General features: G+C 58.9%; 19 protein-coding genes. 7 read left to right on the top strand and 12 right to left on the bottom strand.

Annotated features, from left to right (window positions below):
- Nucleotides 1-47 precede the first annotated feature (47 nt).
- The 3 genes from WLY71_RS15740 to WLY71_RS15730 all read right to left on the bottom strand — a co-directional run bounded on the left by WLY71_RS15740 (nucleotide 48) and on the right by WLY71_RS15730 (nucleotide 4446).
- Entirely contained in the window at nucleotides 48-1331 is a 1284-nt protein-coding gene (locus WLY71_RS15740; RefSeq protein WP_347804266.1) for an NAD(P)/FAD-dependent oxidoreductase, read from the bottom strand.
- Nucleotides 1332-1388: 57 nt separating this feature from the next.
- On the bottom strand, nucleotides 1389-2879 hold the full coding sequence (locus WLY71_RS15735) for an aldehyde dehydrogenase (protein WP_347804265.1): 1491 nt from the start codon (nucleotides 2877-2879) through the stop codon (nucleotides 1389-1391).
- A 190-nt stretch (nucleotides 2880-3069) separates the two neighbouring features.
- Nucleotides 3070-4446: a glutamine synthetase family protein gene (locus WLY71_RS15730; protein ID WP_033056466.1), complete on the bottom strand. Its 1377-nt coding sequence runs from the start codon at nucleotides 4444-4446 to the stop codon at nucleotides 3070-3072.
- Nucleotides 4447-4726: 280 nt separating this feature from the next.
- On the opposite strand from WLY71_RS15730, the gene WLY71_RS15725 reads away from it, so the two are divergent.
- The 5 genes from WLY71_RS15725 (at nucleotide 4727) to WLY71_RS15705 (ending at nucleotide 9947) form a co-directional block, all read left to right on the top strand.
- Complete coding sequence (locus WLY71_RS15725) at nucleotides 4727-5488, top strand: gamma-glutamyl-gamma-aminobutyrate hydrolase family protein (protein WP_347804264.1); 762 nt, start codon at nucleotides 4727-4729, stop codon at nucleotides 5486-5488.
- A 370-nt stretch (nucleotides 5489-5858) separates the two neighbouring features.
- On the top strand, nucleotides 5859-7001 hold the full coding sequence (locus WLY71_RS15720) for an ABC transporter ATP-binding protein (RefSeq protein WP_056745152.1): 1143 nt from the start codon (nucleotides 5859-5861) through the stop codon (nucleotides 6999-7001).
- Between the two features lie 29 nt (nucleotides 7002-7030).
- A complete protein-coding gene (locus WLY71_RS15715; protein WP_347804283.1) occupies nucleotides 7031-7912 on the top strand; it encodes an ABC transporter permease subunit in 882 nt (293 codons plus the stop codon).
- Nucleotides 7909-8793 carry an ABC transporter permease subunit gene (locus WLY71_RS15710; protein ID WP_347804263.1) on the top strand — a complete coding sequence of 295 codons (885 nt, stop codon included), beginning with the start codon at nucleotides 7909-7911 and terminating at the stop codon, nucleotides 8791-8793. Before WLY71_RS15715 ends, WLY71_RS15710 begins: the two co-directional genes overlap by 4 nt.
- Nucleotides 8794-8849: 56 nt before the next feature.
- The gene (locus tag WLY71_RS15705) at nucleotides 8850-9947 is read left to right on the top strand and encodes a polyamine ABC transporter substrate-binding protein (RefSeq protein ID WP_347804262.1); all 1098 of its coding nucleotides are present in this window, start codon (nucleotides 8850-8852) and stop codon (nucleotides 9945-9947) included.
- A gap of 254 nt (nucleotides 9948-10201) precedes the next feature.
- Here the strand turns inward: WLY71_RS15705 and thpR are convergent, their stop codons facing one another.
- Nucleotides 10202-10741 carry an RNA 2',3'-cyclic phosphodiesterase gene (thpR, locus tag WLY71_RS15700; protein WP_347804261.1) on the bottom strand — a complete coding sequence of 180 codons (540 nt, stop codon included), beginning with the start codon at nucleotides 10739-10741 and terminating at the stop codon, nucleotides 10202-10204.
- 60 nt (nucleotides 10742-10801) lie between these two features.
- Between thpR and WLY71_RS15695 the strand changes: the two genes are divergently transcribed.
- Nucleotides 10802-10996 carry a hypothetical protein gene (locus WLY71_RS15695; RefSeq protein ID WP_008151815.1) on the top strand — a complete coding sequence of 65 codons (195 nt, stop codon included), beginning with the start codon at nucleotides 10802-10804 and terminating at the stop codon, nucleotides 10994-10996.
- Between the two features lie 14 nt (nucleotides 10997-11010).
- On the opposite strand, the gene WLY71_RS15690 is transcribed toward WLY71_RS15695, so the two are convergent.
- From WLY71_RS15690 to WLY71_RS15655, 8 genes are all read right to left on the bottom strand, one after another.
- Nucleotides 11011-11364 carry a DUF1428 domain-containing protein gene (locus WLY71_RS15690; protein ID WP_347804260.1) on the bottom strand — a complete coding sequence of 118 codons (354 nt, stop codon included), beginning with the start codon at nucleotides 11362-11364 and terminating at the stop codon, nucleotides 11011-11013.
- A 16-nt stretch (nucleotides 11365-11380) separates the two neighbouring features.
- Nucleotides 11381-12448 carry a hypothetical protein gene (locus WLY71_RS15685; protein WP_347804259.1) on the bottom strand — a complete coding sequence of 356 codons (1068 nt, stop codon included), beginning with the start codon at nucleotides 12446-12448 and terminating at the stop codon, nucleotides 11381-11383.
- A gap of 200 nt (nucleotides 12449-12648) precedes the next feature.
- The gene (locus WLY71_RS15680) at nucleotides 12649-13596 is read right to left on the bottom strand and encodes an NAD-dependent epimerase/dehydratase family protein (protein ID WP_347804258.1); all 948 of its coding nucleotides are present in this window, start codon (nucleotides 13594-13596) and stop codon (nucleotides 12649-12651) included.
- 3 nt (nucleotides 13597-13599) lie between these two features.
- A complete protein-coding gene (locus tag WLY71_RS15675) occupies nucleotides 13600-14715 on the bottom strand; it encodes an HlyD family secretion protein (RefSeq protein ID WP_347804257.1) in 1116 nt (371 codons plus the stop codon).
- A 6-nt stretch (nucleotides 14716-14721) separates the two neighbouring features.
- On the bottom strand, nucleotides 14722-15570 hold the full coding sequence (locus WLY71_RS15670) for a hypothetical protein (RefSeq protein WP_347804256.1): 849 nt from the start codon (nucleotides 15568-15570) through the stop codon (nucleotides 14722-14724).
- 2 nt (nucleotides 15571-15572) lie between these two features.
- Entirely contained in the window at nucleotides 15573-16901 is a 1329-nt protein-coding gene (locus tag WLY71_RS15665) for a glycosyltransferase family 2 protein (RefSeq protein WP_347804255.1), read from the bottom strand.
- Between the two features lie 5 nt (nucleotides 16902-16906).
- A complete protein-coding gene (locus tag WLY71_RS15660) occupies nucleotides 16907-18295 on the bottom strand; it encodes a TackOD1 domain-containing metal-binding protein (RefSeq protein ID WP_347804254.1) in 1389 nt (462 codons plus the stop codon).
- A 483-nt stretch (nucleotides 18296-18778) separates the two neighbouring features.
- Entirely contained in the window at nucleotides 18779-19669 is an 891-nt protein-coding gene (locus WLY71_RS15655) for a LysR family transcriptional regulator (protein WP_347804253.1), read from the bottom strand.
- A 134-nt stretch (nucleotides 19670-19803) separates the two neighbouring features.
- Between WLY71_RS15655 and WLY71_RS15650 the strand changes: the two genes are divergently transcribed.
- On the top strand, nucleotides 19804-20999 hold a 1196-nt coding region (locus WLY71_RS15650; RefSeq protein ID WP_347804252.1), incomplete at its 3' end, for an MFS transporter.

Raw genomic sequence — 20999 nt, 5'->3', positions numbered from 1 at the left:
GAGCAAGTCGAATCGTCGCACCGCCGCTCCCACAGGGATTGTGTCGCTTAGATGCCGAAACGGTCACGCAGCGCGTAATACGCGGCGCCCATGGCGGTGAGTGGGGCCTGGAAGGTGCGGCCGCCGATCATGGGCATGTGCGGGAGCGAAGCGAAGGCGTCGAAGCGTTCGGCGTCGCCGCGGATCATTTCCGAGATCAGTTTGCCGGCCAGGTGCGAGCAGGTGACGCCGTGGCCGCTGTAGCCTTGCATGTAGTAGGCGTTTTTCTCGATGCGGCCGAATTGCGGCATGCGTGACATGGTCAGCAGGAAGTTGCCGGTCCAGCGGTAGTCGATTTTCACGTCCTTCAGTTGCGGGAAGGTCTTGAGGATTTTCGGCTTGATCAGTTGCTCGATGTCGTCCGGTTCGCGGGCGCCGTAGACCACGCCGCCGCCGTACAGCAGACGGTTGTCAGCGGTGAGGCGGTAGTAGTCGAGCAGGTAGTTGCAGTCTTCGACGCAGTAGTTGTTTTTGATCAGGCTGCGGGCGACTTTCTCGGACAACGGCTCGGTGACGACGATTTGTGAACCGCAAGGCATGCTTTTACGCGTGACGCGGTTGTCGAGGTCCTGCGGCAAATAGGCGTTGCCGGCGATCAGCAGGTACTTGGCGCGGACCACGCCTTTCGCGGTGCGCACGGTGATCGGTTCGCCGTAGGTGATTTCCACTGCGGCCGATTGTTCGTAGATTTTGCCGCCCAGGCCGATGATGGCCGAGGCTTCGCCGAGGGCCAGGTTCAGCGGGTGGATGTGGCCGCCCTGCATGTCGAGCAGGCCGCCGACGTAGTTGTCGCAACCCACTTCACGCTTGATGTCCGCCGCGTCGAGCATTTTCAGGTTTTTGTTGCCGTAGCGTTCCCAGCTGCTTTTCTGCTCGGCCAGGCCTTTGAGCTGCTTTTTATTCAGCGCGGCGAAGATGCCGCCCGGGCGGTAGTCGCACTGGATGTCGTAGTGTTGTATGCGCTGACGGATGATGTCGGCGCCTTCGAAAATCATGCTGCCGAGGACTTCGGCGGTTTTGTCGCCGTAGCGTTCTTCGATGACATCGACGTCGCGACTGTAGGAGTTAACCAGTTGGCCGCCGTTGCGACCGCTGGCGCCGAAACCGACTTTGGCGGCTTCGAGCACGGTGACGCTGTAGCCGGCTTCGGCGAGGAACAGGGCCGAGGACAAACCGGTGTAGCCGGCGCCAATGATGCAGACGTCGCAGTCGACCGCTTGTTCGAGTACCGGGAAGTCGCCGGTGAAGTTGCGGGTGGCGGCGTAGTAGCTATTTACATGTGCTTGTTTCATAGGTTTCTCCGAGGGTCGCCGGCAGAGTGCCGGCGACCGTCGCTTTTTTTATAGGTATTAGAGCTTGATCCAGGTCGCTTTGAGTTCGGTGTATTTGTCGAACGCGTGCAGCGATTTGTCCCGACCGTTACCCGACTGCTTGTACCCGCCGAACGGCGCGGTCATGTCGCCGCCGTCGTACTGGTTGACCCAGACGCTGCCGGCGCGCAAGCCGCGCGCGAAGGTGTGGGCCTTGCTGAGGTTGCTGGTCCACACGCCTGCGGCCAGGCCGAAGATGCTGTCATTGGCGATGGCCAGCGCTTCTTCCTCGGTGTCGAAGGTGATCAGCGACAGCACCGGGCCGAAGATTTCTTCCCGGGCGATGGTCATGGCGTTGGTCACGCCGTCGAAAATCGCCGGTTCCACGTACAGGCCACCGGTGTCTTCGAGGGTGCGGCTGCCGCCGGCGATCAGTTGCGCGCCCTGGTCTTTGCCGACCTGGATGTAGCGCAGCACGTTGTCCAGTTGACGCTGATCGACGACCGCGCCGACGGTGGTTTCCGGGTCCAAAGCGTGCCCCGGTTTCCAGGCTTGCAGGGCTTCCACCAGCAGCGGAATGAACTGCTCGCGGATCGAACGCTCTACCAGCAAGCGTGAACCGGCGGTGCAGACTTCGCCCTGGTTGAAGGCAATCGCACCGGCCGCCGCTTGTGCTGCCGCGCGCAAATCCGGCGCGTCGGCGAACACCACGTTCGGGCTCTTCCCCCCTGCTTCGAGCCAGACGCGTTTCATGTTGCTTTGCCCGGCGTAGATCAGCAGTTGCTTGGCAATCGCGGTCGAGCCGGTGAAGGCCAGCACGTCGACGTCCATGTGCAACGCCAGTGCCTTGCCGACGGTGTGACCGTAGCCCGGCAGGACGTTGAACACGCCTTTCGGGATGCCGGCATCCAGCGCCAATTGCGCGATGCGAATCGCGGTCAGTGGCGACTTTTCCGAAGGCTTGAGGATGAACGAGTTGCCGGCCGCAAGGGCTGGGGCGAACTTCCAGCTGGCCATGATCAGCGGGAAGTTCCACGGCACGATGGCGGCGACAACACCAGCTGGTTCGCGAGTGATGAGGCCGAGTTGGTCGTGGGGCGTGGCGGCGACTTCGTCGTAGATCTTGTCGATGGCCTCGGCGCTCCAGCGGATCGCGTTGGCGGTCGCTGGAATGTCGATGTTCATGGAATCGTTGATCGGCTTGCCCATGTCGAGGGTTTCGAGCAGGGCGAGTTCTTCCTGGTTGGCCAGGATCAAATCCGCGAAGCGAATCAAAATACGTTTGCGTTCTGCGGGCGCCAACCGCGCCCAGATACCGGATTCGAAGGTACGGCGTGCAACGGCGACTGCCGCATTGGCGTCGGCCTCGTCGGTGCTGGCGACGTTGGCCAGGAAACGGCCGTCGACCGGGCTCATGCATTCAAAGGTGTCGCCGCTGAGTGCCCGGCAGTATTGGCCGTCGATGAACGCGCGGCCTTCGAGTGTCAAGGACTGGAAGCGTTGCTCCCAGTCGCTGCGAGTGTTTGTCATGGTTGTGACTCGACGCAGAGGAATAATTGATCGTTAGCCTGGCGCCCTGTAGGAGCTGCAGAAGGCTGCGATCTTTTGATCTTGATCTTAAAAAACAAAGTCAAAAGATCGCAGCCTTCGGCAGCTCCTACAGAGGTATTTACCCGCCATCAAAGATGTGTCGTATCTCCATTTGGCGGGCAACTGCCCATCAGACGGTGTGCAAGTACCAGTTGTACTCAAGGTCCGAGATGGAGTTTTCGAACTCGGCCAGCTCGCTTTCCTTGCACGCCACGAACACGTCGATGTACATCGGGTCGATGTAACGGGCCATGACTTCGCTGTCGTCCAGTTCGCGCAGTGCATCACGCAGGTTGTTCGGCAGGCTCTGCTCGTTCTGCTCGTAGCTGTTGCCTTCAACCGGTGCGCCCGGCTCGATTTCGTTGGTCAGGCCGTGGTGAATACCGGCCAGGACCGACGCCATCAGCAGATACGGGTTGGCGTCGGCGCCCGCTACGCGGTGTTCGATGCGCACGGAGTCCGGCGAACCGGTCGGCACACGTACCGCCACGGTACGGTTGTCGATGCCCCAGCTCGGCGAGTTCGGTACGTAGAACTGCGCGCCGAAACGACGATACGAGTTGACGTTCGGACACAGGAACGCCATCTGCGCCGGCAGGGTCTCGAGCACACCGCCGATCGCGTGACGCAGTGCGGCGTTCTGCTCGGGATCCTCGCTGGCAAAGATGTTGTTGCCTTCTTTGTCGAGAATCGAAATGTGCACGTGCAAACCATTGCCCGCCTGGCCCGGATACGGCTTGGCCATAAACGTGGTGTCCATCTCGTGGTCGTAGGCGATGTTCTTCACCAGACGCTTGAGCAACACCGCGTAGTCGCAGGCCTTGATCGGGTCATTGACGTGATGCAGGTTCACTTCGAACTGCGCCGGGGCGCTTTCCTTGACGATGGCGTCGGCAGGAATGCCCTGCTCTTTCGCGCCTTCGAGGATGTCTTGCAGGCAATCGACGTATTCGTCCAGGTCGTCGATCAGGTAGACCTGAGTCGACATCGGACGTTTGCCGGAGACCGGCGAACGTGGCGATTGCGGACGACCGTTCACGTTGTCCTGGTCGATCAGATAGAACTCGAGTTCGAACGCGGCGCAGATGGTCAGGCCCATGTCATCGAACTTGCTCACGACCTGACGCAACACTTCGCGAGGGTCGGCGAAGAACGGCTGGCCTTCGAGTTCGTGCATGGTCATTAACAGTTGCGCGGTCGGGCGCTTCTGCCAGGGCTCGATGCTGAGCGTATCAGGGATGGGGAAGCAGATTCGGTCTGAGTCACCGATGTCCAGACCCAGGCCGGTGCTTTCCACCGTAGAACCGTTGATGTCCAGAGCAAACAGCGACGCCGGGAGGTTAATGCCTTTTTCGTAAACCTTATGAAGACTGGTGCGCTCGATGCGCTTGCCGCGCACCACACCGTTCATATCCGCAATCAGAAGGTCGACGTACAAAACCTCAGGATATTTCTTAAGGAATGCGTTTGCTTCGTTGAGTTGAACGGTACGCAGAGGGACCGACATGATGCACCTATTAGCTGTTAATTATTATGTTCACTACCTTGTTGCGAGCCCAGTCAACCCGAACGGCAAAGTGAAGTCAATAGCGAACACCTGGCCTCTCAACCTTTATTTTCGGGCCTTTCTTGGGCACGAGAGTGCCAGATCAGTCCTGCGCACCGTGTAAATCCTGAAGATCGGACGTGCGGCGTTTAGAATTTTTTACATGAGAGTTGTTAATTAAAATCAACAAGGCTAAGCTCCGGAAAAGCTCGTTCAAGTGTGAAACTTCGAGGTGATAAAAATGGCACTCAAGCCATTGATCGGCGTTACAGCGTGCGTCAAACAGATTGGCCTGCACCCCTACCATGTCAGCGGCGACAAGTACTTGCGTGCTGTCAGCGTCGCGGCTTCGGGGCTGCCGGTCGTCATTCCTTCCTTAGGCGATCTGACCGAAATCGATGACCTGCTCGCGCAGCTCGACGGTCTGCTGCTGACCGGCTCACCCTCGAATGTGGAACCTTTCCACTATCAAGGCCCCGACAGCGCCCCCGGCACGGATCACGATCCGCAACGGGACGCCACCACCCTCCCCTTATTGCGTGCGGCCATTGCGGCGGGCGTTCCGGTGCTCGGCATCTGCCGGGGCTTTCAGGAAATGAACGTGGCGTTCGGTGGCAGCCTGCATCAGAAGGTCCACGAACTCCCCGGCATGCTGGATCACCGGGAAGCGAATCATCCGGACCTGGCGGTGCAATACGCACCGGCGCATGCGGTCAACGTGCAACCGGGCGGCGTGTTCGAGGCGCTGGATTTGCCGCAGGTGTTCCAGGTCAATTCGATTCACAGCCAGGGCATCGACCGACTGGCTCCCGGACTGCGCGCCGAAGCGATTGCGCCGGACGGCTTGATCGAGGCGATTTCTGTTGAACACAGCCCTACTTTCGCCGTTGGCGTGCAATGGCACCCGGAATGGCAGGTTCTGTCGAACCCTCCTTATTTGAGTATTTTCCAGGCGTTTGGCGACGCGTGCCGGCGACGGGCCGCGCTGTGTAACAAGCGCTGACTTAACACTCGATTAATCAATTTACTGCCCCCGTGAGGCTGGCGGGTGCGCCTTTGCGCATCCGTGGCTCGCGAAAACAACACACTGCAATAACAACAAGTACTACCAGGCAGCCAGGACGGCGGCGCCGAATAAGCCCAGGCCGGGCGATGCCAGTGAGCCAAACGCAATTCCAGGGTGGGAGCGGGCTTGCTCGCGAAGAGGGAGTGTCAGTCGACATTGATGCTGCCTGATACACCGCTTTCGCGAGCAAGCCCGCTCCCACAGGGGATCACCGTTGAATTGACTGGCGTCGTACAGTTCGGGCTTGTAATCAACTATTAAGTCAGGCCGCGTTGGCCCGACGACTGAAACCTGTTGGGAGTTTCACATGGCAAACGCCTCCAGCATCTACAGGAAGGCTCTTGAAGGTCACCAGTCACCGAAAAAGGTGCTGGTGAAAATCGACCGCGTCACCAAGAAATTCGACGAAACCACCGCAGTGGACGATGTCTCGCTTGAGATCCATCAAGGGGAAATCTTCGCCCTGCTCGGCGGTTCCGGCTCCGGCAAATCGACCCTGCTGCGCATGCTCGCAGGCTTCGAGCGCCCGACCGAAGGACGGATTTTGCTCGACGGTGTCGACATCACCGACATGCCGCCGTACGAACGGCCGATCAATATGATGTTCCAGTCCTACGCGCTGTTCCCGCACATGACGGTGGCGCAGAACATCGCCTTCGGCTTGAAGCAGGATCGTCTGTCCGCCAGCGAAATCGACGCCCGCGTCGAAGAGATGCTGCGCCTGGTGCACATGACCCAGTACGCCAAACGCAAACCCCATCAGTTGTCTGGTGGTCAGCGTCAGCGTGTGGCCCTCGCCCGCTCCCTGGCCAAGCGTCCGAAGCTGTTGCTGCTCGACGAACCGATGGGCGCGCTGGATAAAAAGCTGCGTTCGCAGATGCAACTGGAGTTGGTGGAGATCATCGAGCGGGTCGGCGTGACCTGCGTGATGGTAACCCACGACCAGGAAGAGGCCATGACCATGGCCCAGCGCATCGCGATCATGCACCTCGGTTGGATCGCGCAGATCGGTAGCCCGGTGGACATTTATGAGGCGCCGGTCAGCCGCATGGTCTGCGAGTTCATCGGCAACGTGAACGCCTTCGACGGCACGGTTGTGGAAGACCTTGAAGGTCACGCGATCATTCACAGCCCGGACCTGGAGCAGAAGATTTACGTCGGTCACGGCGTCAGTACCTCGGTGCAGGACAAGTCGATCACCTATGCCATCCGCCCGGAAAAACTGCTGGTCAGCACCACCAAACCCGATACCCGTTACAACTGGTCCAGCGGCAAGGTGCATGACATCGCCTACCTCGGCGGTCACTCGGTGTTTTACGTGGAACTGCCTGGCGGCAAGGTTGTGCAGTCGTTCATGGCCAACGCCGAACGCCGTGGTTCACGTCCGACCTGGGACGATAAAGTCTACGTGTGGTGGGAAGACGACAGCGGCGTGGTACTGCGCTCATGAAAACACTCAATCAGCAGTTTATGCGGCTGATGCCGAGTGGTCGAAAGCTCGTCATCGGGGTTCCTTTCCTGTGGCTGTTCCTGTTCTTCATGTTGCCATTCTTCCTGGTGATGAAGATCAGCTTCTCGGAAGCGGCCCTGGCCATTCCGCCTTACTCGGAGATCTACACCTTCGCCGAGCAGAAATTTCAGCTGCTGCTGAACCTCGGCAACTACAGTCTGCTGACCCAGGATGAGCTGTACATCTCGGCCTACTTTGGCTCGTTGAAGGTCGCCTTCTTCAGCACGCTGATGTGCCTGGTGATCGGTTTTCCGATGGCCTACGCCATCACCAAGGCCAGCAAGGAATCGCAAAACGTCTTGCTGCTGCTGATCATGATGCCGACCTGGACGGCGATCCTGATCCGCGTCTACGCGTGGATGGGCATTCTCAGCAACAACGGTTTGCTCAACGGCTTCCTGATGTGGACCGGGCTGACGTCGCACCCGGTCGAGATTCTCAACACCAACACCGCTGTGTATATCGGCGTGGTGTATGCGTATCTGCCATTCATGGTGCTGCCGCTGTACGCCAACCTGGTCAAGCACGATCAAAGCCTTCTGGAAGCGGGTTCGGACCTGGGTTCGAGCAACTTCAACAACTTCTGGAAAATCACCGTGCCGTTGGCCAAGAACGGGATCATCGCCGGCTGCATGCTGGTGTTCATTCCGGTGGTCGGTGAGTTCGTGATTCCGGAACTGCTGGGCGGCCCGGAGACCCTGATGATCGGTCGCGTGCTGTGGCAAGAGTTCTTCAATAACCGCGACTGGCCGGTGGCGTCTGCCCTGGCGGTGGTGATGCTGTTGATCCTGATTGTGCCAATTCTGCTGTTCAACCGCAGTCAGGCCAAAGAGATGGAGGCACGGGGATGAAACGCTTCGGATTTTCAAAGTTCATGCTGATTTTCGGTCTATCGTTTATCTACCTGCCGATGTTGATTCTGGTGATCTACTCGTTCAATGCCTCGAAACTGGTAACCGTATGGGGCGGCTGGTCGTTCAAGTGGTACGCCGGCCTGCTCGATAACTCGCAACTGATGGGTTCGGTGGTGCGTTCGCTGGAAATCGCCTGCTACACCGCGATTGCTGCGGTGGCGCTGGGGACGTTGGCGGCGTTTGTGCTGACTCGCGTCACGCGCTTCAAGGGCCGCACATTGTTCGGTGGTTTGGTGACGGCGCCGCTGGTGATGCCGGAAGTGATCACCGGTCTTTCGCTGTTACTGCTGTTCGTGGCGATGGCGCAGTTGATTGGCTGGCCGCAGGAACGTGGCATCGTCACCATCTGGATCGCCCACACCACGTTCTGTGCGGCGTATGTGGCGGTGGTGGTTTCGGCGCGCTTGCGTGAGCTGGACCTGTCCATCGAAGAAGCGGCCATGGACCTCGGGGCGAAGCCGTTCAAGGTGTTTTTCCTGATCACCATTCCGATGATCGCGCCGTCACTGGCGGCCGGCGGCATGATGTCGTTTGCCCTGTCGCTGGATGACCTGGTGTTGGCGAGTTTCGTGTCCGGCCCGGGTTCGACGACCCTGCCGATGGAAGTGTTCTCGGCGGTGCGTCTGGGCGTGAAGCCTGAGATCAATGCCGTGGCCAGCCTGATTCTGCTCGCCGTATCGATCGTGACCTTCATGGTCTGGTACTTCAGCCGCCGCGCCGAAGCCACCCGTAAACGTGCGATCCAGGAAGCGATGGACCAGACCGCCAGCGAATCCTGGCAGCAACCTAAAAAGCAAATGGTAGAAGCGACGGCCTAGTGCCGTCGCGTTTCACAGCTTTGCGTATTGAATAAAAAAAGAATGGAGTTGTACCGATGAAAATGTTTGGCAGGACTCTGCTGACACTGTCCTTATTGGGCGCGATTGCCACCGGCGCCCAGGCCAATGACAAGGTACTGCGCGTCTACAACTGGTCGGATTACATCGCCCCGGACACCGTCAAAAAGTTCGAAGACGAGACCGGCATCCGCGTGACCTACGATGTGTTCGACAGCAATGAAACCCTTGAGGCACGGCTGCTCGCCGGAAAATCCGGCTACGACATCGTCGTGCCGTCCAACAGTTTCCTGGCCAAGCAGATCAAGGCTGGCGTCTATCAGGAACTGGACAAGTCGAAGCTGCCGAACTGGAAAAACCTCAACCCGGTCCTGCTGAAAAATGCTGCCGCCAGCGACCCGGATAACGGTCACGCCTTCCCGTATATGTGGGGTTCGATTGGCATCGGCTTCAATCCGGACAAGGTCAAGGAAGTGCTCGGCACGAACGCGCCAACCAACTCCTGGGACTTGCTGTTCAAACCGGAAAACGCCGCCAAGCTGAAAGCGTGCGGCATCAGCTTCCTTGATTCGCCGACGGAAATGCTCCCAGCCGCCCTGCACTATCTGGGTTACCCGGTGAATTCTCAGGACAAGGATCAGATCGCCGAAGCTGAAGCGTTGTTCATGAAGATTCGCCCTTCGGTGGCGTACTTCCATTCGTCGAAATACCTCTCCGACCTGGCCAACGGCAACATCTGCGTGGCGGTCGGTTACTCCGGTGATGTACTGCAAGCCAAGGCGCGCGCCCAAGAAGCTGGCGATAAGGTGAAGGTCGACTACAGCATTCCCAAGGAAGGCGCGGGCAGTTTCTACGACATGGTCGCGATTCCTCGGGACGCAGCGAACGTCGAGAACGCTTACCTGTTCATGAACTTCCTGATGCGCCCGGACATCATCGCCGAGATCACCAACAACATCGGCTACAGCAACGCCAACGCGGCGGCTACACCTTTGGTGGACGAAGCGATTCGGGATGATCCGGGGTCGTATCCGTCGCAGGCTGTGATGGCGACGTTGTATGCGATTCCGGACATGCCGATTGGTGTTCAGCGGGTGATGACCCGCGGGTGGACGCGAGTGAAGCTCGGCAAGTAACCACGAAAATCCGCTTCTGTAGGAGCTGTCGAGTGCAACGAGGCTGCGATCTTTTGATTTTGTTTTTTCCGGATCAAGATCCAAAGATCGCAGCCTCGTTGCACTCGACAGTTCCTACAGGGGGTTGTGGACATCCTGAATTCTGTTTTCCGTTCACGCAGCGCCTTACCACCGCTGCACTCCTATCTGCAGAACGGCCTCACCTGGCTTCCTCGGTTAAGGTGAATTTGGGCGCCCTCCTCGGGCGCCTTTTTTTATGATGGAGCGAGCGGCCACTCGGCCAGCGCTCGGTAGCGGCCCTTATGGGATTCGAACAAGGTGAAGTGATCGGCCCGCAGATAGAACTCGGGCGGCGTCGCGGACTCTGGCACCGGCACTCGGTAATCACGCATCAGCGTCAGGTGCGGCCGAAACGCCTTCGGCGAATCCTCAAACCCGAACGGCAGCATCGCCTGCTCAAGCGCATACACCAGCCGAAGCAACTCCGGCGATGCCTGCTCTGGCGCGAGCACCAACACCCCTGCCCTGCGCCAGACATCCAGCCGATCAAGCGCAACCTTCAAAGGCACACCCGGCGTTCGAATATTGGCAGCAGCCGAACAGATATCGGCGATTTGCGCCACCTCGACAGCGCCCAAAAACATCAACGTCAGATGAAAGTTCTCCACCGGTACCGGGCGTCCGCTCCTGAGTTCAAGTGCGCTGCGCCATTGGGCAATGGCCCGACGTTGCTCGGGTGTGCAGTTCAGGGCAAAAAACAGTCGTTTTAACGGCTCATGGGATTCGTCGCTCATATCTGGCACCTCCTGACATCCAAGTTATAGTTCATGCAAACGATTCAACTGGAGGGGGCCATGCGCGAGATCATCAGCAAGGAACCATGGTGGGCCGTGCCACCGAAACCCGGTCAGGATGAGTCCGAGCTGGAATGGGGCTGGCTGGTTCATTACAACGAAGGTGAGCCGCGCTTCGAGTTCATCAAAGAGCGGCCGACGGACAGCGAGATTCGTAATCGCAAGAGTTGCAGGACCACCCCGACGCCGGAGTGATCCTGTCGTTTGTTTCAGGCTTTTACGATCATTTCGAACCCGCCAAAGATCAGCCTCTGGCCATCGAACGGCATCGGGTTGACGTCTGGCTGCATGCGCGGATCGGTCATGAGTTTTTCCATGCCTGCATCGCGGGTAGCCTTGTCCGGCCAGACGATCCAGGAAAACACCACGGTTTCGTCTTCCTTGAGTTTTACCGCCATCGGAAACGAGGTCACTTTGCCGTCAGGGACGTCGTCGCCCCAGCATTCGGCGACGCTGAGGGCACCGCTTTCCTTGAAAATGACAGCGGCGGTTTCGGCGTGCTTCTTGAATTTTTCGCGGTTGGCGGTGGGCACGGCTGCGATGAAGCCATCAACGTAGGACATGGTCATTCTCCTTGGGTTATGGGGTGATCTGCTGGTTAGTCGATTCCGTCGGCCCCCAATCGACAGATCCGCTGCCCGAACTGACCGACGGTACTTCGGCGCTCCCCGCCAGATTGCCCTCGATCTGCGCCGCCATATACAACGTACCGGCCATCACGCCGGTGGTCGGGTTTTGCACCAGCTTCAACCAGGCCTTGTCGAACGTGTTACCCAGACTGCTGCGAATCAATGCCTCGCTGTCAGGCCGGTCATTGGCCTGGATAATCGCGCGAATCCCCGCCACACCCACGGAAATCAAGCCCCCGGCCAATTTTCCTGCTGCAGCGGCTACTGCACTGGCCGCACCTCGCGGGACCATTTCGGCTTCCATCCGTTGGCTGGCGCGCTTGGCCACCGGCGCCATGGCGGTGTCTGTCGAATCAACGCCCTTGTCGCCACCTGCCTTGTGGATTTTCTCGATCAGCGCCGCATAGGCCGGCAACGTATTCAGAGGCTGGGTGTGCACGACCTGATAGAGCGAGGCGTCGCGGGCAGGCGGCGGCCCCAGGGCGATGGCGGGGATTTTCTGGATCCGCCCGTTGAGCTGAGCCATCGGCACACCGTGGCGCTGGGAGGTTTTCTGCAGTTCTTCCTGAAGAATGTCCACGTAGAACGCCGTTGCCAGGCCGAGAATCGCGTCGGGATCGATCTCCACCGCGACCGGTGCCAGCACACGCTGTTGGTATTGCTCCAGCAGATAGGCCGCCAGGCGCTTGGCCGAGGCATCCTGCTCGCCCTTGGCGCTGAGCGTGTACCAGCTGACCTTCATCGACAGCCATTCCTGGGTCCAGTAACTGCTGAACCAGGGAATGAAGTTCTCTTCGGTCAATTGATAGACCCGCGTTCGCCAGTAATCCATGGCACCGCGCGCGTAGATTTTGGTTTGCTCGGTGGCCGATTGCGACGCCGCGACAATCTCCCGGTCAACCATCTGCCAGGTGCTTTGGGAAACAATCACCGGCACCACTTCCACCGGCGCAGGCGCAGGCGTGACGCATCCCGTCAGTACCACCAACACGGCGACGATAAGCGAACGCACGTTCAAGATCGCGGTTCTCTCGGGTTGAAATCAGATCAAGGGCTATATGCCTGAGTATAGGTGGCTGCCCACCCTGGGGCCGGAACAGTCAGCGATGATCCCACCATCACTTATGTCGATATTCACCATCGCCGCGAATGCCTTCCGCTCAAAACCGTTCCTGAACGATGTGCTGGCGGAGCACCTGCTGGCAGCTGAGCTCGCCGCTACCGCCCCCCGGAATCAATACTTCTGAGCAGTTGACCCAGACCCTCGGTAAAACAGGTCGGTGAGTTCAAGGAAAAACGCTCAAGCAGGCGACTGTTGTCGGCGCGCGAATGTTTGATGTCACCGGAACGTGGCGCGTCGTAGTTCAACGTCAGGGGTCGCCCCAGGAGTTCGCTCAATGCCGCTGCCAGATCGTTAACGCTGGTGGATCGGTTAAACCCGACATTGACCGGCTCGATAATCGGCTCTGACTCACCGACCGCCTGTACCAGGACCTTTACGAGGTCATTGACGTAAACAAAATCCCTTGTTTGCTCCCCATCACCGTAAACCGTGATGGGGAGTTTTTTTTGCGCCCTCTCGCTGAAAATGCTGATGACACCGGAATAAGGCGATGAAGGGTCCTGACGCGGTCCGTAAATATTGAAAAACCGCAGAATGACCGGTTGAAGACCATGCTGGCGGCGATAGAAATCAAGGAAATGTTCGCTGGCCAGTTTGTCGGCGGCATACGGGGTCAGCGGATTCTTGGGCGTGTCCTCGGTAATCGCCATGCCCTCGCCATTGTTGCCATAGATCGCCGCACTGGACGCGTAAACCACTCGTCTTACGCCTGCCTGACGCATGGCTTCGCAGATATTCAGCGTACCGACGAAATTGCTTTGGTGAGTCGCGACCGGGTCATCGACCGACGCCTGCACCGAGGCCACCGCCGCCAGATGCACCACCGCGCTACAGTCTTTCATCGCCCGCTCCACCGTCGGCGCGTCGGCGACATCCCCCACCACCAGGGTCAAATGGCAGCGATCAATCGGCAAATTCGACAATTTTCCACTGGAAAGATCGTCCAGTACCCGAACGCTATAACCGCTTTCAAGCAGTGCTTCGACCAGGTGCGAACCGATGAAACCGGCACCGCCCGTCACTAGAATTCGATCAGCAGTCATGATTTATTTACTCCCCGGTGCGGTGGTGGGTGTTCGGTCCATTGCAATGAAGTCGCCTAATTGCTCGATGAGTTCACGGCTGTCACTAAGCATTTGTTGCCAGTCGGTGGGAAAGCGCACATTCAACGGCAGTTGATCGATTCTCCAGCGCGGCGACAGAGGGCGATCAAACCGGGCAGCGACCTGCAAGCCCATCTCGCTGGTAGCGAACGGCCCACGCAACACCGTCGGCGTGCGACCGGCGCTGTCGACGGCCTGGACAACATGGGCCGCCAACCACTCGCCATCGGGCATGCGAACGCGCAGCGGCTGGCCGATCGCGGCGTAGCTGATATTCAGCGGTTCCAGATAAATCCACAGCAGGGGCTCTTCCAGCCGCTCAAGGCGCATCAACAACGTACCCGCACCGACGTTTTCGCCGGGCGTGACCAACACCTCCGCAATTCGACCGCTCTGCGTAGCCTTGACCGACAATGCGGCGAGGCGCGTTTTCAACCACTGTTTTTCGGCGGTCTGTTGAATAATCTCGCGCTCAACGCTCAACGGTGACTGACGAGCCAGTTGCTCGCGGCGCTCGAACGCCAACAGGTCCGCTTTAAAAGCGTCGAGTTCAGACTGGGCTGCCAGCACTTCTCCACGAGAGACGGCGCCTGATAAAACGAGGTCCTCAAGCACCTGCACGCGTTCCTCCGTCCTGCTCACTCGGGTCCTGAGCAACTGACGCTCCCTCGTGTCCAGTTTGGTGTTGGTGGTGGGCACCGTTTTGGTCGGCATCGCGGCGAGCTGCGAGAGCCGTGCACGCCATTCGGGATTGTCGAGACTGACCAACGGCTGATCGATCTGGACCTGCTCCCCGGCCATGACGAACAGCTGATCGACCCGACCGGCATCCCGCGCGCGCACCTCAAGTATCGGCAGGCGCAATTGCGCCGGTGCGTCGATCATCAACATGCCGTAAGCCAGCTTCCCTCCCAGCCAGATCAAGGGGCTCGCGACCAGGAACAGGATCAAATACCAACGCACGCGAAACGCCATGCGTTTGCCCGGCGCGTAGAGCACAGTCAAACCCTGTTCCTGGGTGGGGTTCAGTTCTTTGCGACTATCGAATCGAATTTTCATGACGGCTCACCGTTTTGGAAAGTCTCGCCAGGCTTGCCAGTCAATGCCGGCAATTCCCCGTGGTTGCAGCTGTTCGCGCCAGACACTGGTCTGGTGCTGCAACTGCTCAGTCGACGCGCCGGCCCAGGATTCAGTGGCATCCAGTTGCGGCTCCGTGCTTTGCGCCAGGCGAAACTGCAGATCGGGCCAGCGTTGGGCGATCTGCTCTGCCATTCGTGCGCTGTTTTTCGGGTTACGGGTGTAGATCATCAGGCTGACCTGACGCACGCCCGCCTCGGGAAGCGCACACGGCAGACAGGTTTTCCCGGGTTTTGCCTCAGCAAACCAACGATGATGGCTGGAGATTTCTACCGGCCATGGGCTGGCTGCGGAGGCTGCGCGCAAGGTATCGAGCAAGTCCTTCAAGCGCTGATCCGGGACCGGCACGCCCAGTTGTTCGAGTTCCAGGTCCAGGTGCAGGCTGGTGAATGAAAGCCCTTTGAGCTTCGCCAGTAAATCGGTGAGCTGATGGCGTTCCTGCGGCTCGATCCAGGCCGGATCGCCGAGCAACAGACTGACTTGCACCCCCTTGCCGGCCGCGTCCTGCAGCAATTGCTCCAGCCGCTGGCGCGTCGTGGCAAGGTCTTTCAACTGGGAGGACTTGAGGCCAAGGTAGATCTTGTCCATCCCGGCTTTACGCAGTTGCTCGAGCTCCGCCTTACGTTGATCGGGATCGAGCAACGCTTCGCTGTCCCAGACATAACTGGCCTGGGACCATTGGCTCGACGGCGCCCCCGCCGCCGGAGCCGAAAGGGGTTGTGCGGCCAGTATCGTGGGGGGCAACGACAGCGTCAGCAGCAGAACTATCGATCGCATAATCAAAACCTCGTGGCTCGTTTAAGCACCCACCACGGTGCCATCGAGCTTTCTTCGTGGCCCCGGCGAAAGATCTCGTTGAGCATGGCCACTGCGCTCCAGCACCGCAGGATTAGCATGAACAGCGGAAAGAAAGGTACCAACAACCCCAGGACCATGTCCTTTGCTGGTCGGTCGGACACCATCAACAACATGGCGCCGAACAACAGCGCGGTGATCGTCAGGTACAGCGCATAGATCAGTACAAACAGAAACAACAGCGTCTTGCCCGGCAGAACAAATAACGCCAGCAAGGTGTAGCTGAAGATGAGGAACGGCAGCACCAGCTGAAAAAAGAAGCCGCTGAGCAGGATCATCAGAAAGGTCGGCCAGCCCAACAAGTTGGGGTTGATGTTGTGGTTGTGCTTTCTGATGTACAGAAAAAACAGGTCGCCGTCCCAGCGCAAGCGCTGCATCAGGAACTGACTGAGCGTCGACGGTGCATCGGTGTGTCCAATCGCTTCCGGCTCGAAGGGAATCCTCAAATCGTGTCGCTTGAAGTAACTCTTGATGCGCAACGTCAGGTCCAGATCCTCCGCGGTGTGCGTGTTCCAGCCACCGATTTTCACCAGAAAGCTGCGGCGGAATGCCCCGAAGGCCCCCGAGACGTTATTGACCAGGTTCCATTCGGCCAGACCGATTTTCGACATGTGGATGGACAACAGGTATTCCAGCGCCTGCATCGCGGTCACCCACGAAGCCCAGACATTGCGCACTCGCAGGCTACCGGCAACCGCAGGCACCGTCGGGTCCTCGAAATGGCGCACGATGGCGCTGACCATGTTGTTGTCGAAGGACGTATCACCATCAAGCGCCATCACGATTTCACCGCTGGCAAGCGACAGGCCGGCGTTCAGCGACGACACCCGCCCGCCCCTCTGCCATTTGGCAATCGGGCGCAAATGGCGCCTGGGGTACAACTGCGGATCCACGTTGAAACTGCGAACGGCGCTGAGCGTCGGCTGGTTCACCGTCGCCCCGTCCACCACCGGAATCATCTCGATGTGGCCGGGGTACGTCTGCTCGCACAGGCTTAACAGCGTGGTCTGAACATCCATCCCTTCGCTGTAGCAGGTAATGATGCAAGAGACCTTGGGCCGATAGAGACTGATCTTCGGTACACGGGTGCGCCGACGTGTGAACCAGCGCAATACCCCCAGCATCACCATGATCATCAGGGGCAATTCAAAGATCAGAAACAAAGGGAAAAGCATGAAAAACACTCGGCTCAAACCATCCGGCCCCATGAGCCCGCTGAGTGCGCTGAGGAGTTGCTCCAGGAAAGGGCTCATGGCGGTCACGCCAACTCACTGGCCAGACGGGCCAGTAGTAGTTCACCATCTTCCTGTTCGAGCAGATCCTGGGGTGCCGTGATGCTGACGACACGCAAGGAAATGTCGCTGACCTCCGGTGCTGAAAACAACTCGGCGACCCGGCTCAAGCGTTGTTTGACGGTTTCCAGGCCGTTGCCATCGGTATGGGGAAGCATGATCCAGAAGTACTCTTCGGTACTTCGAGAGCAGCGGTCTGTATCCCTGACGGTTTCCTTCAAACGATCAGCCACACTATCGATGAAGGCATGGCCGTGGTGTTCACCCAGGCGAGTCAACGTACCGGCCAGGTTGACGAAGCGCAGACCGAGCAGTGAGAAGGCAGGCGACTGGTAGCGGCGTACGACCTGCATCTGCCAGGTCAGCAGGTCATAGAAATCCTTGCCACCTAACAGATTGAGTCGACCGAAGTGATGGACCGTTTGATCGCTGAACTCCTGGCGGCAGCGGAAACGGCCGGCCTCGGCCAGGCGGAAATCTCTGACCTCGCGTACTCGCAACTTGTCAGGCGTGTGTGACAGGCCGCAATCCAGGCAACGCGCCTGCACTTCGGCATCGACAAAAAACGCCTGACATGACCGGCAGCGATAGTTCTCCATAGGGCGGTCGTAATCACTGCCGATATGGCGCAACCGGTTCAAGCAGTTGGGGCACAACAACACCCCGTCCTTGAGAAAGGATTCCTGTGGCCCTACATGCCCACAGGTAAAGCAGTGCAATGACGGCTGCCGTGAAATGTCCAGGGCCTGACATTCGGCACACACATCAATGTAATTGAGCCGGCCCGAGCCACACTCCGAACACAGGCGAACGCGATCGACCAGAATCCCCTCTTCCAGCCAGTCCTGCTGCACCATCAAACTGAGCCAGACAAACGAGTTGACCTGCTCGTTATCAGCCAAGGCGTCCAGCAACGGATAGCGATAATGCTGAGGCACCTCCGGGTCTCGAAGGGCATAGATGTGGGCGTTGTCGCGCAACCACAACCATGAAAGCACCCGACTTTCAAAACGCTCGGGGGCAGAACCCTGTGTGAACAACCTGTTACGTTCTCGCCACACCCCCCAGAGGGTTCTTGTTTCGCTGGAATCGACAGGGCACGCGCCATCACCCAAGGCTTCACACCAGTCGTTCTGATCACGGCAGCAGTAAATGAGGCTGTAGCGATAAGGGGGAATGACGCGCAATTTTCGAAGCACCCGCCCGGCATAAACCGCTGGCAGGTCCAGCAGCAGGACATCAAAGGCGGGTGCAGCCAACAAGCTGCCCAGATCGGCGAAGTGCTCAAGCTCCGGAAGATCCAAGCTTGGAATTCTATTACCCAGTATCGCAATCCGTGGAGTTGGAGTGGGCATGACGCACAGCCTCTGCAGACAGACAAGTACGGTTAAGATGAGTTAGAAACACTAGCACCGCAGCAGAAAAACGTCAGTATTATTATGAAGTTATTTTTTGACATATCGACCGCCAATATTTCGCCATTAACTTTAATTGGATCCCGACTGGCTCGCTGCGTTGCTGCTCAGCAAATCGCCTGCTTACCACAAAAAATAATCATTTATATTTCATCAGGTTAAACATACTAAGTAACTCAAGCGTTACAACTATACTCACTACTAGTTAATGGCCACCATTGATAGCGTTGCGCTATTTAATGGCATCAGCAGTTAATTCCCATTTGCGACAGCTTTCGGTAACCGCCTGCATATTAATAAGTTCAAAGTATTTTTATTCCAAAATTACTCACTTTATAGAACCAGAATAGTCATGCAGCAGTTACACGAGTGAAACATTATTGTTTCAATAATGAACATTAGTTCAAAAAACTGACAACTTTCTTAGTCAGCACAAACATCCCGAAGGCAACCCCGCAACCAGCGATGCACAGGATCGGCATCCAGCCGCGGATGCCAGAGCATGGCGACAGTGAACGCCGGCAGAGACAACGGCAGTGCAAAGCTGTGCATGCCGGTGCGCAGGTTGGCGGTGTGCCGTTCGGGAACGCTGGCGATCAGGTCAGTGACCCGGGCGAGCGCCAGCGCAGTGGAGAAGCCTGCAACGATTGTTGCTATGTGCCGCTCCAGTTCCAGGAGCTCAAGGGCTTCATCAATGGGTCCCTTGTCGAGCCCCCGCCGAGAGACGCCGATGTGGCTGCCTGCCGCATAACGCGCGGGGGTCATCTCGCCTTCGCTCAGCGGATGCCCCATTCGCACGACGCCAACAAAACGGTCCCGGAACAAGCCCTGGGTACGCAACTCCGGCCCAGTGGTCTTCCCCACCACACCCGTTTCCAGATCGACAGTCCCATCGCGCAGTGACGTGCTGTCTTTATCGGGTTTGTGCATGAAGCGCAGCCGCACACCAGGGGCTTGCTCGGCGACACGGGCAATCAGGTCCACGCCAAAATTCTCGACAAAGCCTTCACTGGTGCGCAGCGTGAACGTGCGGCTCAGCTGTTTGAGGTCGGGTTGCTCGGCAGGCCGAAGGACCGCTTCTGCGTCCTGCACCAGCTGACTGACCCGCTCGCGCAGTTCGAGCGCTCGCGGGGTGGGCACCAGACCCCGCCCGGCCCTGACCAACAGCGGATCGCCGGTGGTTTCACGCAATCGCGCCAGCGCCCGGCTCATGGCCGACGGGCTCAGCCGCAAGCGTTTGGCGGCGCGTGCCACGCTTCCTTCGGCGAGCAGCACATCAAGGGTGATCAGCAAGTTGAAATCGGGAGTGGACATGCAGCGCCCCGCGGCAGAGAGATATGGCGTTGAACGCACGTATCAAGTGCAAACGGTGCGCGTTCCGCCATATTAGGCCGAGGCGTAGCTTTCTGATAGCTCCGCTTCGGGAGTGGCCAGAAAAGAGGGACACAATGAAATCCATCAGTGCAGTCGCACAGCTTGCGCAACAGACGCCGTCGGTTCGGTGGGCGCTGGCCAGTCTTTCGCTGGCGATGCTGTTGTCCTCGCTCGGCACCAGTATCGCCAATGTGGGTTTGCCGACCCTGGCGCAGGTGTTCAACGCCTCCTTCCAGCACGTGCAATGGATCGTCCTCGCCTACCTTCTGGCCATTACCACCGTGATTGTCAGTGTCGGTCGGCTCGGTGACATCACTGGGCGTCGGCGGCTGCTTTTGGCCGGCGTCGGCTTATTCACGCTGGCGTCGGCCCTGTGCGGCTTTGCGCCCACGCTCTGGATGCTGATTGGCGCCCGGGCGCTGCAGGGAATCGGTGCAGCAATCATGATGGCGCTGACCATGGCCTTTGTCGGCGAGACGGTCGCGAAGGCAAAAACCGGCAGCGCCATGGGCTTGCTCGGGACGATGTCGGCGATTGGCACCGCGATGGGGCCGTCGTTCGGTGGCCTGCTGATTGGCGGGTTTGGCTGGCAGGCGATCTTCCTCATCAGCGTACCGCTGGGCTTGCTGACGTTAGTGCTCGCGCATCGCTACTTGCCCGCCGATCGCCCGAAGCCCAAGACCGATCGTGCTGGCTTCGACCCGCTGGGCACACTGCTGCTGGCGTTGACACTCGCCGCTTATGCGCTGGCCATGACCCTTGGGCGAGGCAGCTTCGGGCCGATCAACATCGCCTTGCTGTTGGCGGCGGGCGTCGGCGTCGGCCTCTTCGTGTGCGCCGAGGCTCGAGTCACCTCACCGTTGATTCGATTGGCGATGTTCCGCGACCCCGTGCTCAGTGGCAGCCTCGCCATGAGCCTGCTCGTCGCGACCGTGATGATGGCGACACTCGTGGTCGGGCCCTTCTATCTCGCGCATGGGCTGGGGCTCGATGCGGTTCTGGTTGGACTGGTCTTGTCGGTCGGGCCATTTGTCGCGGCTCTGACCGGTGTGCCCGCTGGCCGTATTGCCGACCGCTTTGGCGCCCAACGCATGACTCTCGCCGGGCTCGCGGCAATGGCGACCGGATGCTTCACGCTGTCGGTGCTGCCGGAGACGTTCGGCATCGGCGGCTATCTCTTGCCCATGGTCGTGATAACCATCGGCTATTCCCTGTTCCAGACAGCCAACAACACGGCGGTCATGGCGGATGTTCAGCCGGACCAGCGAGG

This window comes from Pseudomonas rossensis (genome assembly GCF_039888995.1).
Lineage (GTDB): Bacteria > Pseudomonadota > Gammaproteobacteria > Pseudomonadales > Pseudomonadaceae > Aquipseudomonas > Aquipseudomonas rossensis.
This window is presented reverse-complemented; position numbering and strand designations above follow the sequence as displayed.